The sequence below is a fragment of the uncultured Polaribacter sp. genome (genome assembly GCF_947495205.1).
GTDB lineage: Bacteria > Bacteroidota > Bacteroidia > Flavobacteriales > Flavobacteriaceae > Polaribacter.
The window spans coordinates 1-13,778 of record NZ_CANLXV010000004.1 but is presented as its reverse complement, the minus strand read 5'-3'; the positions used below and the strand labels follow the sequence as shown (position 1 = coordinate 13,778).

The 13,778-nt window shown below is 28.6% G+C and carries 12 protein-coding genes; 9 read left to right on the top strand and 3 right to left on the bottom strand.

Annotated elements, in window-relative coordinates; translation table 11 throughout:
• Window positions 1–52: 52 nt before the first annotated feature.
• The 3 genes from Q0762_RS04615 to meaB all read right to left on the bottom strand — a co-directional run bounded on the left by Q0762_RS04615 (window position 53) and on the right by meaB (window position 3,020).
• Window positions 53–598: a hypothetical protein gene (locus tag Q0762_RS04615; protein ID WP_298764162.1), complete on the bottom strand. Its 546-nt coding sequence runs from the start codon at window positions 596–598 to the stop codon at window positions 53–55.
• Window positions 599–608: 10 nt separating this feature from the next.
• On the bottom strand, window positions 609–1,802 hold the full coding sequence (locus Q0762_RS04610) for a hypothetical protein (RefSeq protein ID WP_298764159.1): 1,194 nt from the start codon (window positions 1,800–1,802) through the stop codon (window positions 609–611).
• A gap of 150 nt (window positions 1,803–1,952) precedes the next feature.
• Window positions 1,953–3,020, bottom strand: a complete 1,068-nt coding sequence (meaB, locus tag Q0762_RS04605; protein ID WP_298764157.1) for a methylmalonyl Co-A mutase-associated GTPase MeaB — start codon at window positions 3,018–3,020, stop codon at window positions 1,953–1,955.
• Between the two features lie 91 nt (window positions 3,021–3,111).
• Here meaB and Q0762_RS04600 point away from each other — a divergent pair, with 91 nt between their 5' ends.
• The 9 genes from Q0762_RS04600 to Q0762_RS04560 form a co-directional block, all read left to right on the top strand.
• Complete coding sequence (locus Q0762_RS04600; protein WP_298764154.1) at window positions 3,112–3,666, top strand: sigma-70 family RNA polymerase sigma factor; 555 nt, start codon at window positions 3,112–3,114, stop codon at window positions 3,664–3,666.
• Window positions 3,650–4,231 carry a hypothetical protein gene (locus tag Q0762_RS04595; RefSeq protein ID WP_298764152.1) on the top strand — a complete coding sequence of 194 codons (582 nt, stop codon included), beginning with the start codon at window positions 3,650–3,652 and terminating at the stop codon, window positions 4,229–4,231. The genes Q0762_RS04600 and Q0762_RS04595 overlap by 17 nt, the downstream gene beginning before the upstream one ends.
• Entirely contained in the window at window positions 4,212–5,615 is a 1,404-nt protein-coding gene (locus Q0762_RS04590) for a hypothetical protein (protein ID WP_298764150.1), read from the top strand. The genes Q0762_RS04595 and Q0762_RS04590 overlap by 20 nt, the downstream gene beginning before the upstream one ends.
• A gap of 112 nt (window positions 5,616–5,727) precedes the next feature.
• On the top strand, window positions 5,728–7,206 hold the full coding sequence (gene cysS, locus Q0762_RS04585) for a cysteine--tRNA ligase (protein ID WP_298764148.1): 1,479 nt from the start codon (window positions 5,728–5,730) through the stop codon (window positions 7,204–7,206).
• A gap of 109 nt (window positions 7,207–7,315) precedes the next feature.
• Entirely contained in the window at window positions 7,316–7,555 is a 240-nt protein-coding gene (gene yidD / locus Q0762_RS04580; protein ID WP_298764146.1) for a membrane protein insertion efficiency factor YidD, read from the top strand.
• Between the two features lie 136 nt (window positions 7,556–7,691).
• Window positions 7,692–8,519, top strand: a complete 828-nt coding sequence (gene lgt, locus Q0762_RS04575; RefSeq protein WP_298764143.1) for a prolipoprotein diacylglyceryl transferase — start codon at window positions 7,692–7,694, stop codon at window positions 8,517–8,519.
• Window positions 8,520–8,614: 95 nt separating this feature from the next.
• Window positions 8,615–12,382, top strand: a complete 3,768-nt coding sequence (locus Q0762_RS04570; RefSeq protein WP_298764141.1) for a T9SS type A sorting domain-containing protein — start codon at window positions 8,615–8,617, stop codon at window positions 12,380–12,382.
• A gap of 40 nt (window positions 12,383–12,422) precedes the next feature.
• Window positions 12,423–12,734 (top strand): DUF6787 family protein, encoded by a 312-nt coding sequence (locus tag Q0762_RS04565; protein ID WP_298764139.1) that lies wholly within the window; start codon window positions 12,423–12,425, stop codon window positions 12,732–12,734.
• A 229-nt stretch (window positions 12,735–12,963) separates the two neighbouring features.
• Window positions 12,964–13,778, top strand: an 815-nt coding sequence (locus Q0762_RS04560) for a transposase (RefSeq protein WP_298764137.1), incomplete at its 3' end; no start/stop codon positions are given.

Below are 13,778 nucleotides of genomic sequence, written 5' to 3'. Positions count from 1 at the left end.
AAGATACTAGCTTTTTTTTTATTCTCTACTTAGGTGTAATTTATCTAAAAAGCTAGTCCCTACTTAACTTCATCATTGCCTTAGAGACGCTTAATGCTGATTTATCATATTTTTCATGACCATAACCATATTTTTCATTTAATTCATAAAAATCTCGATAAATTTCAAAGGGATTTTGGGAATCACCAACCCATTTAATAATTATATCTAATAATTCATTCATAACTGGCTGAAATGTCATTCTTCCATCACCTCCACGAATTCCATTATTATCGGATTTTCTTTTACCAAGGTTTAGAAAAATATTCTTTTCATCATAAATAATTTCTCTAACTTCTTTAAATTCTTTTCCTTTAGGTAAAAAATCCATTAGAAGTTTTCGAATTCCTTTATAATAAATGTTATACTTTTCTTCTGGATTTTCAAACTCTTTACCAACAATTTCTCTCAATTCATCAAACTCTTCTAAGTTACCTGAATTTGTATTAATAGATAATTGCTTGCCTACTTTTTTGTTCGCTTTTTGTAATAATTCTAATCTTTCAATATCGGCTTCTGAAAGTTCAACATCTTTTTTAGTTTTTTTGTTCTTTGACATATTTTATTTATTATCTAATTTCTAAAATTTTTTTTATTCTTTCCCCAGCAGTTTTAATACTATCTTCTTTCCAAGATAGTGGACTTAGTTTTTTTAAAGAAACTTTATAGTCTGGATAAAACTCTTTAAAAGCTCCGTAATATTTTTTACTATATATCTTATCCTGATACCAAGTAAAAAAGGAATAGACCATAGATATATGTATTTCATTTTCATAAGCAAATTTTGATACTATGTATGGATTTTTAATATATTTTTTTATGAAATGAAATTTTTCTTCAGACATATAAAAATTTCGAGCGAATGAATCTGCTTTTTCCTCAATTAAAAATAGATCAGCATCACCAGTAAGATGAAAACTATTATTTTTAATTAAATCAAAATCAAATAAAACATGATGTAGCTCATGCAATAAAGTAAACCAGAGTGTTGGATAAATTTTACCGAAGTTAGTCAATACAATACAAGGTTTATCATTAATAATGAAGGTTGCTCCTTTAATTTGTGTCGTTGTTAAATAATCTTGAAAAACCACTGTTACACCAATATTATATAATGCTTTACAAACAGTAAAAAGACCATTCTCTAAATCTTGTGAATAAGGTTTTACTTTTACGATTAAATCCTTAAGTCTGTTTCTATCATAATCATTTGGATTATCAATTATTTTAAAAGTTTGAAAAGCCGATTTAATCCAAAAATCTTTCATTTTATCTGAAAAATTTCTTTTCACACTGCTGTAAAGAGGTTTATCTAGTTCTAATTCATAATCTTTAATAGATTTAAATCCAAAGAAGGATAATACTTTATTAACTAAATCATCTGTATTAGATTTGCTTTTAAAGAATCCGAATTTAGTCAATATTTTGACATCAAAGTTATTCAATAAAAATGTGGCGTTTTTAGCTTTTTCAATTGAACTAATATTTTCTACACTTTGATTTTTAAGAACTACTTCAATAAATTTATTAATTGGTATATTTAAAAAATCAGCAATTTTAATTATATGAATTAAGTTTGGTTGTTTAGCTGTTCCATTAATTATTTGTTCGAAAACGTCTTTATCAATTTTAAGTAAACTTAAAACTTTAGTTTTACTAACATTTAAAGTTTCCAATTTCTCATTAAACATTTCCCTTATATTTAAGGAATTATCATTTGAAAATATAGAGCTTAATAATTTATCGATATCTGATTCTTTCATAAAAAAGAGAATTTACCCTGCAAATATAATCAATATTTTAATTTACATGTGAGTTTGAGGGAAATTACCCTTAAAAATATTGCATTTTATAAAGTAAATATTTAAAACAACTCAACAAACCATTTCTAATTAAGAAAGGTTCGTCTAGATTTATAGTTTTAACAACCTTTCTGCAGCCGCAAAAGGAGTGGATTTATTATTTTTTAAATTTGAAATCTCTTTTTCCAATGCATGTTTAATGATAGGGTTTTCAAAAAAATTCTTTTTTAATTGTTGCTCAATAGTAGATAATAACCAAAACGTATTTTGCTCGTTTCGTTTTTGCTGAAAATAACCGTTTTTATAAGTTATAGCAATGTAATTATTAATCATTTCAATTATCTTTATAATTCCTAAATTATGTAAAGCGCTTGCTGTAAGTACTTTTGGTTGCCATTTGCTTTCTTTTAAAGGATATAAATGCAAAGCTCTATTAAATTCAACTTTAGCAATTTTGGCATTTTTTTCATTATCGCCATCAGCTTTATTAATTACAATAGCGTCTGCCATTTCTATAATTCCGCGTTTAATCCCTTGTAATTCGTCTCCAGCTCCCGCCAACTTCAACAGTAAAAAGAAATCTACCATAGAATGTACCACCGTTTCAGATTGTCCAACACCAACTGTTTCAATTATAATCGTATCAAAACCAGCAGCTTCACATAAAATAATACTTTCGCGCGTTTTTTGAGCAACACCACCTAAAGAAGTTCCAGAAGGAGAAGGTCTAATAAAGGCATTTTTATCGGTTACTAATTGCTCCATTCTAGTTTTATCTCCTAAAATAGAACCTTTATTTACAGAACTACTAGGATCTACAGCCAAAACAGCTACCTTTTTATTTTGGTTGGTTAAGTGTTTACCAAAAGCTTCTATAAAAGTACTTTTTCCAACACCAGGCACTCCTGTAATACCAATTCTTACAGATTTATTTGCATAAGGTAAACAACGTTCTAAAATTTTGTTTGCTTTTTGTTGATGCTTTGTGTTAGTGCTTTCAACCAAAGTAATTGCTCTACTTAAATAAGCAATATTTCCTTTTAAAATTTGAGAAACAAAGGCATCAACAGAATTTTGTTTGGCTCTATTTTTTTTAATTATTTCTGCAGCGGTTTTACTGGTGTTTTCTGGTTTAAAAACACCTTTTTTTTCTTGTAATGCTGATGATTTTTTGTTCATTTTAAAACTTAATATGTAAATTTAAAGATAATTAATTACAAATTTTGCAACATTCAAAAAAAACCATCGTCTTTAGAGTAAGAAAGTTTTAATGAAATTAACCAACCAACTACATCAACCCATAATAGATAAGTGCAAAAATAATTGTGCAAAGTCGCAAATGCAATTGTACAATTTGTATTGTAAAGCAATGATAATTGTTGCAAATAGATATGTAAAAGATAGTTTTTTGGCAGAAGATGTTATGCAAGATGCATTTATTAAAGCTTTTAAAAATATTGATTCCTATAAAAATGAAGTTGCTTTTGGTGTATGGTTAAAAAAAATAGTAATTAATCAAAGTATAGATTATTTAAAGAAAAATAGGTTAGAATTAGTTGCTATAGATGATGAAATTATAACAAATACAGAAGATGATTGGCAAATAGAAAGCACAATTTCTATAGATATAATTTTAGAAACAATTCATAATTTAAAAGAAAAATACAGATTGGTTTTAACGATGTATTTGTTGGAAGGTTTTGACCATCAAGAAATTGCAGAAGTTTTAAATATATCAGAAAATACCTCTAGAACACATTTGTTTAGAGGCAAAAAAATATTAAAAGAACAGTTACAAAACACGAGTTATGCAGGAAGATATTAGAGATTTATTAAAAAATCATAAAGAAAAGGAAGTAGCTTTATCTAAAAAGCATTCTCATAAGTTTAAAGCTTTGTTGCAGCAAGAAATGCATCAACAAAAACCAAAAAAGCAAAACTTTAAGTGGTTGTCTGTTGCTGCTTCAATTGTGTTAATAATAAGTTTAGCTATTCAGTTTTATCCCATAAAAGAAGCAGACAAAAATACGTTAATTAAAAATACAGAAACAAATTCTGCACAAAAGGAAATAAGTTTAGGAAGTATTTCTCCAGAATTTAAATTGATAGAGAAATATTACAAAAACAGTATTAATTTAGAAATTAGTCAGTTAGAATTAACTGAAGAAAACAAAGAAATTATAGATGGTTATTTATTAAAAATAGCAGAACTAACAAAAGAGTATAAATCATTAACCCAAGAGCTCAATAAAAACGGTGTTAATGATGCTACAATAGATGCACTAATTAGTAATTTACAATTGCGCTTACAGCTGTTAAAACGTTTAAAAAAACAATTAAAACAACTTACAAATTTAAACAAAACACAAAATGAAAATCAAGTTATATAAACAAATATGTATGCTTTTTGCCATTGGTTTTTTAGGAACCACATTTGCGCAAAAATTTGATAAAAAATTTACAGAAAAATTTAAAGTAAATAAAGATGTAGAAGTTGCAATTAATGCTTCTAATACAGATATTAATGTAACCACTTGGAATAAAAATGAAGTTCTAGTTGAGGCTTTTATAGAAATTGAAGGATTGTCTAAAAAAGACGCAGAAAATTATTTTAAAGATTGGAAATTTGAAGCTTTAGGCAATAAAAGTAAAGTTCAAATAACAGCCAAAGGAAGTAATTCTTTCCGTTTTAAGAATGATTTTATTATATTTAATGATACAGATTTTACGTTTCCTGAAATAGAAATTCCCAACATTGAAACCATTGCAATGCCAGGAATGGATTTTGATTTTGACTTTGATGTGGAAAACATTTTTGTAGATTTAGAAGACTTTGATAATTATCTTATTAAAGATGGAAAATATGCTTTTGAATGGGATGATGGAGAAGATAAAATTAGTATTAAATCTAAAAAAGAGTGGTTAGCTTTTAAGAAAACAAAAAAGTATAAAGAACTTAAGGAAAAAATGAAAGTCAAAAAATTAAAATCAAGAAAAAGCTTTCTAGTTTCTAAAGAAAAGATGAAAAAAGAGTTGGCGAAAGCCAAAATAGCAATTAAAAACATTGATAAAGAAAAAATTAAAAGAGAACTCGAAAAAGCAAAAAAACATATTATGAAAATGAAGTTGAATTACAACTCAAATTCAGATAATATTGTTATTAATGGAAAGAAAATTAAAATAAAAAAACGGTTAGAAATTAAAGTTCCTAAAAAAGCAACTTTTAATTTAAATACACGCCATTGTAAAGTAAAGTTACCTAATACAAAAGCTTCTGGTAAAGTAAGTTATGGTGGTTTTAATGCAGATTTTTTAAACGGAGGAAAACTAACCATAGATTATTCTAAAGTTTCTATAAATGATTTAAACGGATGTAATTTATTCTTAAATAATGTAACTGATGCAAAAATTGCATCAGTTACAAATACCACAATGTCAAGTAATTCTTCCGGGTTGTTCATCAATTTAGTGAATGAAAATGTAGATTTACGCCATAAGTTTGGAGAGTTAACAATAGATAAAATTACACCCAATTATCAATCATTTAAACTTTTGTTAGATTATTCAGATGCAAACGTTAACCTTTCAAATATCTCAGATAATTTAGTGTTTGTTATTGGCAATAAATCTTCACTTTACCCAAATAAAGCTTCCATGAAATTTAATTTGTTAGATGCAAATGCTAAAGATATAAACGGAAACTTTATCATCAAAACAAATGATGAATCTGTATTAATTCAAGGAAAATATAGCCAAATTAAAATTAAAAAGTAAGCTTTAAAATTAACATACTTTTTTAAAAAATCAATAAACTTCTCTCAATTTCCATTTCTCTATTCTTAATAAAGTAACTATCTTTATCCACTGCAAATAGTAACTTTTTTTAATGGAACGCTACAAAGAAAATCAATTAAAAGTATACAATTCACTTTCTAAAAAGAAAGAAAATTTTAAGTCTATAACAGACGGTTATGTTGGTATGTACGTCTGTGGACCAACCGTTTACAGTAATGCACATTTAGGAAATTTAAGAACTTTTATGTTTTTTGATGTTGTGTATAGATATCTTTTACATTTAGGTTATAAAGTACGTTATGTGCGTAATATTACAGATGCTGGTCATTTAGAAAATGATGCAGACGAAGGTGAAGATAAAATTGCTCAAAAAGCACGTTTAGAACAAATAGAACCAATGGAAGTTGTACAAAAATATACCGTAGATTTTCATGATGTTTTAAAAAATTACAACTTTTTACCACCAAGTATAGAGCCAACAGCAACTGGACATATTGTAGAACAAATAGAAATGATTAAAGAAATCATAGAAAAAGGTTTTGCTTATGAAGTTAATGGTTCTGTATATTTTGACGTGCACGAGTATAATAAAAAAGAAAATTACGGTATTCTTTCTGGAAGAAAAGTAGAAGACCTCTTGAATAATACAAGAACTTTAGACGGACAATCAGACAAGAAAAATCCGCAAGATTTTGCACTTTGGAAAAAAGCAGACGAACGCCATATCATGCGTTGGCCTTCTCCTTGGAGCGATGGTTTTCCTGGTTGGCATTTAGAATGTTCTGTAATGAGCACCAAGTATTTAGGTGAAAGTTTTGATATTCATGGTGGTGGTATGGATTTAAAATTTCCACATCATGAGTGTGAAATTGCACAATCTAAAACCTGTTCTGGTGTTACACCTGTAAATTATTGGATGCATACCAATATGCTTTCTTTAAACGGGCAAAGAATGGCAAAATCTACAGGTAATTTTATTTTACCAAATCAAATTTTATCCGGAGAAAATAACATTTTACCTAAAGCATTCTCTGCATCTGTGGTTCGTTTTTTTAATATGCAAGCCAATTATAGAAGTATCTTAGATTTTTCTGGAGAAGCATTAGAAGCTTCAGAAAAAGGACACGCAAAATTAATGGATGCAGTTAATTTTTTAGATAAAATTACAGCAAAAAACAACTCTTCTTTTAATGTGTTAAAATGGAAACAAGATTGTTATGCAGCCATGAATGACGATTTTAACACACCAATTTTAATAGCTCATTTGTTTGAAGCTGTAAAAATTATCAATCAAATAAAAGAAGAAAAAGCAAGTTTAACAACAGAAGATTTAATCATTTTAAAAGAAACGTTACATGCATTTGTTTTTGATGTTTTAGGGCTAATGAATGAAAACTCACAAGACAATTCAGAAAAAATAAATGGAGTAGTGGAGCTTTTGATTAAATTAAGAAAAGAAGCAAGAGAAAATAAAGATTGGGCATTATCTGATCAAATTAGAGACGAATTAATTGAACTCGGAATTCAATTAAAAGATGGTAAAGAAGGCACAACGTTTTCATTAAATTAATAATTAATTACGAATTGTAAATTATGGATTATGAGTTTGTCAGTTCGAGTGATTTCGATTTTTCATTGAAATTATATCGAGAACATTTAGAAATAAAAAAGCTTGTTTTTTGAAAAAAATACTTTCATTTCCTTTTATTTTAATAGTTCGTTTTTATCAAATGGCAATATCACCTTTTACACCAGCAACTTGTAGATATAGTCCAACTTGTTCTCATTACACCATAGAAGCTTTGCAAAAACACGGTGTATTTTCAGGAGGTTGGTTGGCTTTAAAAAGAATATTTAGTTGTCATCCTTGGGGCGGCAGTGGTTATGATCCTGTTCCAGAAAAAGAGCAAAGAAAATAGAGTAAAGAAAAAAGAAGAAAGAGTAAAAAACAAAAAGTAAAGACATGTGAGAAGATAGCAAAGGGAAAAATTTATACTTCCTTTTATGCAAAACTTGCAACTTTAAACTTAAATTTAAAACATTGAATATCAAAATATGAATTTTTTAGCAATAGAGTGGAACCCTTCCATAGGGATAGATTTAGGTTTTTTTGTAATACGTTGGTACAGTTTAATGTTTGTTGCCGCATTTTTGTTGGGTTTACACCTAATGAAAAAAATCTACAGAGAAGATAAAATTCCAGTAGAAAAAATGGATCCTCTTTTTATGTATGTGTTTGTATCTATGTTAATTGGTATGCGTTTAGGAGATGTTTTCTTTTACAGTTGGGATTATTACCAAAACCATCTTTTAGAAATTATTTTACCTTTTAAAAAATCTGCAGAAGGTTGGAAATTTACGGGTTTCACAGGTTTTGCAAGTCATGGTGCAGCCATTGGTATACCCATAGCTATGTATTTTTATGCAAAAAAACATTTACAAAAACCTTGGTTATTTATTTTAGACAGATTAGCTATAATGGTTGCATTAGCCGGTTTTTTTATCCGTTTTGGTAACTTTTTTAATTCAGAAATTTACGGCAAAGAAACAGGTTCTAATTTTGGAGTTATTTTTAAGGCCGCAGGAGAAACTGCAGCTAGGCATCCAACACAGTTATATGAAGCCTTTAGTTATATGATTCTATTTTTCGCTATGTGGTATTTGTATTGGAAAACAGATAAGAAAAATCAAACGGGTTTTCTTTTTGGTTTGTTCATGTTAGTTTTATGGTCTTTACGCTTTGTAATTGAGTTTTTAAAAGAACCACAAGTGCAACAAAGAGGTCAAGAATGGTTTTTTAGCCCTTTAAATACTGGTCAAGTTTTAAGTATACCTTTAGTTTTAATTGGTGTTTGGCTAATGCTTAGAAAACCTAAGAACTAAATTTTAAGAATTAATTAACTTGTTGTATTTTTTATTTTTTACTTAAAACGATATAATGATTTGATAATTAAACCTCCGAATTTAATTTTTAAATTATGAAATTAATAAAAAATATTTTAATACTATTAATTGTTTTTCTTGAAACAACGTATTTAGCTCAAAGTTTAGATTACTCTGGACCAAATTCTTTTAATATTACATCTCCTAATTTTGTAGATGCTATTCCTGTAACATCTCACGAAGCTTCGCCAACAGGAATGGAGTTTGGCGATAGTGGTACTAAATTTTATACAGTTGGTACTGCTGGAGATTTTGTAATACAACACAATTTATCTGTAGCATATGATTTATCAACAATTTCTGGTATTGATAGGTTTATATCTGTAGAGGCACAAGATACAAACGCACATGACGTAACATTTAACAATACAGGTTCAAAAATGTATATTACTGGAGATACAGGTAATGATATTACGGAATATAATTTAACTACAAATTGGGATGTATCCACTGCAACTGTTAATGATGTTTTTGATTTTGAAGCTGCCGTTTTTGCTTTTGACGGTACAACTGCAACTAGACCACAAGGAATGGCATTTAATAATGCTGGCTCAAAATTATACGTGGTTGATAGAAGTGTAGATCGTGTTTATGAATTTAATTTGTCCATAAATTATGACGTATCTACAGCTGCCATTGGAGGTGTAATAAATGAATTAAGTATTAATGCTTTTGAAAGCAACCCTAGAGGAATAACTTTTAATAATGATGGTAGTGAAATGTACATTATTGGGGCTAATGGTGATGAAGTAAACATTTTTACTTTTTCTCCAGGAAATGAATTCGATTTATCAGCTGCTTCACATTCATCTAATTTTTCTATTGCTACAGAAGAAATATTACCACAAGACATACTTTTTAATGATACAGGTAGCAAATTTTATATTATTGGGACTGATGGAGATGATATAAATGAATACACATTATCAAATAATTTTGATTTTACTTCAACAGTTTCTTTAATAGATACTCATAAAGTACTTTCTTTTGATAAAAGTCCGCAAGATTTTCTATTTAATAATGATGGTACAAAAATGTATGTTGTTGGAGATAATTTTAATAAAATTGCGCAATATATAGTTCCAATACCTTACGACATAAGTAGTGCTGTTTTTGATGATTCTTTCTCAGTATTAGATCAAGAAGCAAACCCAAGAGGTATGACGTTTAACAACACAGGTTCTATATTTTATATTGTGGGTACTGCAGGAGACGAAGTAAATGAATATTCTCTTTCTGTGCCTTATGATTTAACTTCAACTGTAACAAATTTAGGTAATTTTAGTATATTTTCAGATGATGATAATTCTACAAGTATTACATTTAATAATGACGGAACTTTGTTATTTATTCTTGGTAATCAGACAGATGATGTTATTGTTTATACATTAACTCCAGGTTATGATTTATCTGATATTGCTTTAGGACCTACAGGAAGATTTTCTATAACTCCACAAGATAATGCACCACTAGGAATGACTTTTAGCAACGATGGACTTTCTCTTTTTGTATTAGGAAATCAAGGAAATGACATTAATGAATATGCATTAGATGCTCCTTTTGATTTACTAACAATAACCCCAACTTTTGTTCAAAATATACCTGTAAACACGCAAGATGTTACACCATCAGGAATTGTGTTTAACAATAGTGGTTCTAAGTTTTTTATTTCAGGAAATCAACGAAATAATATTTATGAATATACAACAACAGGTCTTTTTCAAGAAACACCAAATGATGGAACTATAGATTTGTCAGCGCCTTTAGTAATAACTTTAACAGGAGATACGTTTGCAGATGCAGATGGTGATAATTTGTTAGATGTAGATACAGAATTTATAATAGATAATCTGCCACCTGGTTTAATACCAGTTTTTAATTTATCTAGCGGAGATACAGTAGCAACACTAACATTTACAGGAAAACCAAATAGTCACCTAAATAGTGATGAAGCTGCAGCTAATTTAGAATTTACATTTACAGATTCAGCTTTTACAGCCTCAAATGCTGTTGATGTAGATTTTGCTGTAGGTTATACAGATTTTTTAGGTTTTGATTTTATAGAATGTTCTGATAATGAAATTGTTTACAACGGAAGTTGGACAGGAGGTAATAATGCAGGAGTACCAGATGATAGTGCAACAGATTTATTATTAGGTATTCGTGTACAACAAAACATTACAATAACAGCAAATACAAATTGTGATTGTTTACATGTAGAAAGCGGCCAAACATTAACAATAGCAGATGGCGTAGAATTAACAGTTGCAAATGCTTTAGAATTAGAAGGAGATTTACGTTTATTAGGTACATCACAATTAAAACAAACACATATAGATATTGGCAATGTTTCTGGGAATGGTAACTTATTTAAAGACATACAAGGTACTTTAACTAATGTTTTTCAAAGTGGTTTTTGGGGTTCTCCGGTTACTTCTAGTGAAGGAACCTACACAATAGCTGGAGTCTTAAAAGACGGAACAACAGCATTAACAGAATCAAATACTCCACCAGATATAACTTTTTCTTCTGCATTTAACGGAGACCATACAACAACTCCAATAACTTTAAGCACAAGGTGGTTGGCAAAATTTACCAATGCAACAGATTTTACAAGATTTTTAGGAGAAAATTCTCCATTAAACCCAACAGAAGGTTTTAATAAAAAAAGTACAGGAAGTCCTACTGGACAGAATTACACATTTGTTGGAAAACCTAATGATGGTGATTATACAACTGAAATAGATCCCTTTGGCTCAGGAATTTATAGTCTACTAGCAAATCCATATCCATCTCCAATAAATGCAGATACTTTTATTTTAGACAATGCTACAACTGCAAATAGTATTGTAGGTACTTTATATTTTTACGAATCTGGTGAAGATGTATCCCATGTAAGATCTCAATATTTAGGTGGTTATGCTACCAGAGTTTCTGGTATGGGAGCACCAGCAAGCGAAATTGGTATAACTGGTAAAGTACCCGGACAAAATATAGATATTGGCCAAGGTTTCTTTGTACAAGCCTCTGCAACAGGTGGTGCCATAACTTTTAATAATGCGCAAAGAGTTTTTGATATAGCAAATACAAACACTGTTTTTTTTGGAAAAAACATTTCTAATAAAAAAGCAATAGACTTTCCAATATTAAGAATTGGTTTTGAGTTTCCTTTAGAAAACGAAATTTTCCATAGGCAATTAGCTATTGGGTTTAGAGGCCTTACAAATAATTTCGAAAATGGTTTTGATGCCGTAATGTGGGATTATAAACCAACAGATATCGCCTTAAAAGTGCAAGATTCAGAAGCACCTTTTGTAATTGTAGGTATTGAAGATTTTAATAATAATTTACAGATACCTTTAAAATTTAAAAGCGATTTAGATAGAACTGTAACTTTTAAAATAGACGAAAGCAATTTAAATACAGATAGCTTTTTGTATGATGCGTTCACAGATAATTATTATATTTTAGATAAAAAAGGAGTAAGTTTAGCTATTAATGCTGGTAATTACGATAACAGATTTTTTATTGTTTTTAAAACCCAAACACTCTCTTTAGATATAACAGAGATTGATGAAAATTATTTTTACAATAATAATGGGATTTTAACAATTAGAATGGCTAATGAAAATATCGAGAATATAAAAATTTATAATGCCATTGGTCAACAAATAAAACACAATTCAAAAAACATAAACTCTAAAGAAACAATAATTACAACCACAAATTTTAAAAACGGTTTGTATTTTGTGAAAGTGAAAACAGAAAAAAAAACAATATCTAAAAAAATAATTATAAACTAAATTTCCTTTATTCATTTGCTAATTGTAATTTTGTTCTAGAATGAAGAAATTAAAACAACGTTGGGAAATAGAAAGTAACTGGTCTTTAGTAGCCATATTTGTAGTTTTCGCAATAAATGGCTCTTTTGCAGCTTGGGTTGCAAAACCAATAACCGCTTTTTTAGGTTTAAATCCAGAAACCATTTCTGGTTGGCTATATTATCCGTTGAGAATTTTATTAATATTTCCAATCTACCAATTAACTTTGCCAATTGTTGGCTGGTTATTTGGGCAATTTAAATTCTTTTGGGCCTTTGAAAAGAAATTTTTAAGCAGATTAGGTTTAGGATTCCTTTTTAAAACAGGAAATTAATTTTTTGGGCGTTTTAACAGGCTTTCCACTATATCTTTTTATGCAATATTTAGAATAATAACTCATTTATTAATTTCGAAAACATTTTTTTCTTAGAACTTAATTTATTTAGGCGCTTTCAGAAGTAGATAAAAACTTGTTTATCAGCTAAATAAGTTGTATTTTAGATAAAAATAAACCCCGAAAACGAGCCGTACACTCAAAAAACGGGGTTTTAATCTATCTATGTATGACTAAAATACGAAGAATCTCCGAATTTCAGCATGAATTTTCATTTTTAAGTGCTAGCGAAAACTTTTACCTTTATTTTAATCAATTTTTGTTAAGTGATTTAGGGAAAATTTATCTCGCAATTCCTTGGGATGACCTGGTATCTGTTTTTAAGATTAAAGAATCCGTTAAAGGGACAAAAAATTATTTTAGTCCCAAAGGTAAAATAGCACTTATGTTTTTAAAACATTATGCTTGTTGTTCAGATAAAAAATTAATAGAACAACTCAATGCAAATATTGATTATCAGTTTTTCTGTGACCTGCATTTAGGACATCATCGTTTAACGAATTACAAAATTGTGAGTCAAATACGTTGTGAGTTAGCTCAAAATTTAGCTATAGAAAAAGTAGAAAAAACTTTATTCAATCATTGGTCTAGTTTTATAAAAGAGCAATCGGCTGTTTTTACAGATGCTACTTGCTATGAGAGTGAGGTTCGCTATCCAACAAATCAAAAGTTACTTTGGGAATCTGTTCATTGGAGTCATCATCAAATGAAAATAATTTGCAAAATAGTGTCCTTAAAATTACCACGCACTAAATATTTAAAATGGAAAAAGCGGTATATCAGTTACAGCAAGATGCGAAGAAAAACCAATAAGAAGCGTGTCCCTTTAACAAGATCCTTACTTCATTTATTGAAAAAAATTAATAAGATATTAGACAACTTAGAAAAGCAATATGATTTAGAATTGCCTTCTAATTATTATAAACGAAGAGCTACTATAAAAAAGATAAGTGTTCAACAAGAACTTCTTTTTATTAAAGCAGA

Bases quoted from the DNA above. Each gene is read 5' to 3' on its own strand.
- Q0762_RS04615 (WP_298764162.1), bottom strand. From the start codon at position 598: ATGTCAAAGAACAAAAAAACTAAAAAAGATGTTGAACTTTCAGAAGCC.
- Q0762_RS04610 (WP_298764159.1), bottom strand. From the start codon at position 1,802: ATGAAAGAATCAGATATCGATAAATTATTAAGCTCTATATTTTCAAAT.
- meaB (WP_298764157.1), bottom strand. From the start codon at position 3,020: ATGAACAAAAAATCATCAGCATTACAAGAAAAAAAAGGTGTTTTTAAA.
- Q0762_RS04600 (WP_298764154.1), top strand. From the start codon at position 3,112: ATGAAATTAACCAACCAACTACATCAACCCATAATAGATAAGTGCAAA.
- Q0762_RS04595 (WP_298764152.1), top strand. From the start codon at position 3,650: ATGCAGGAAGATATTAGAGATTTATTAAAAAATCATAAAGAAAAGGAA.
- Q0762_RS04590 (WP_298764150.1), top strand. From the start codon at position 4,212: ATGAAAATCAAGTTATATAAACAAATATGTATGCTTTTTGCCATTGGT.
- cysS (WP_298764148.1), top strand. From the start codon at position 5,728: ATGGAACGCTACAAAGAAAATCAATTAAAAGTATACAATTCACTTTCT.
- lgt (WP_298764143.1), top strand. From the start codon at position 7,692: ATGAATTTTTTAGCAATAGAGTGGAACCCTTCCATAGGGATAGATTTA.
- Q0762_RS04570 (WP_298764141.1), top strand. From the start codon at position 8,615: ATGAAATTAATAAAAAATATTTTAATACTATTAATTGTTTTTCTTGAA.
- Q0762_RS04565 (WP_298764139.1), top strand. From the start codon at position 12,423: ATGAAGAAATTAAAACAACGTTGGGAAATAGAAAGTAACTGGTCTTTA.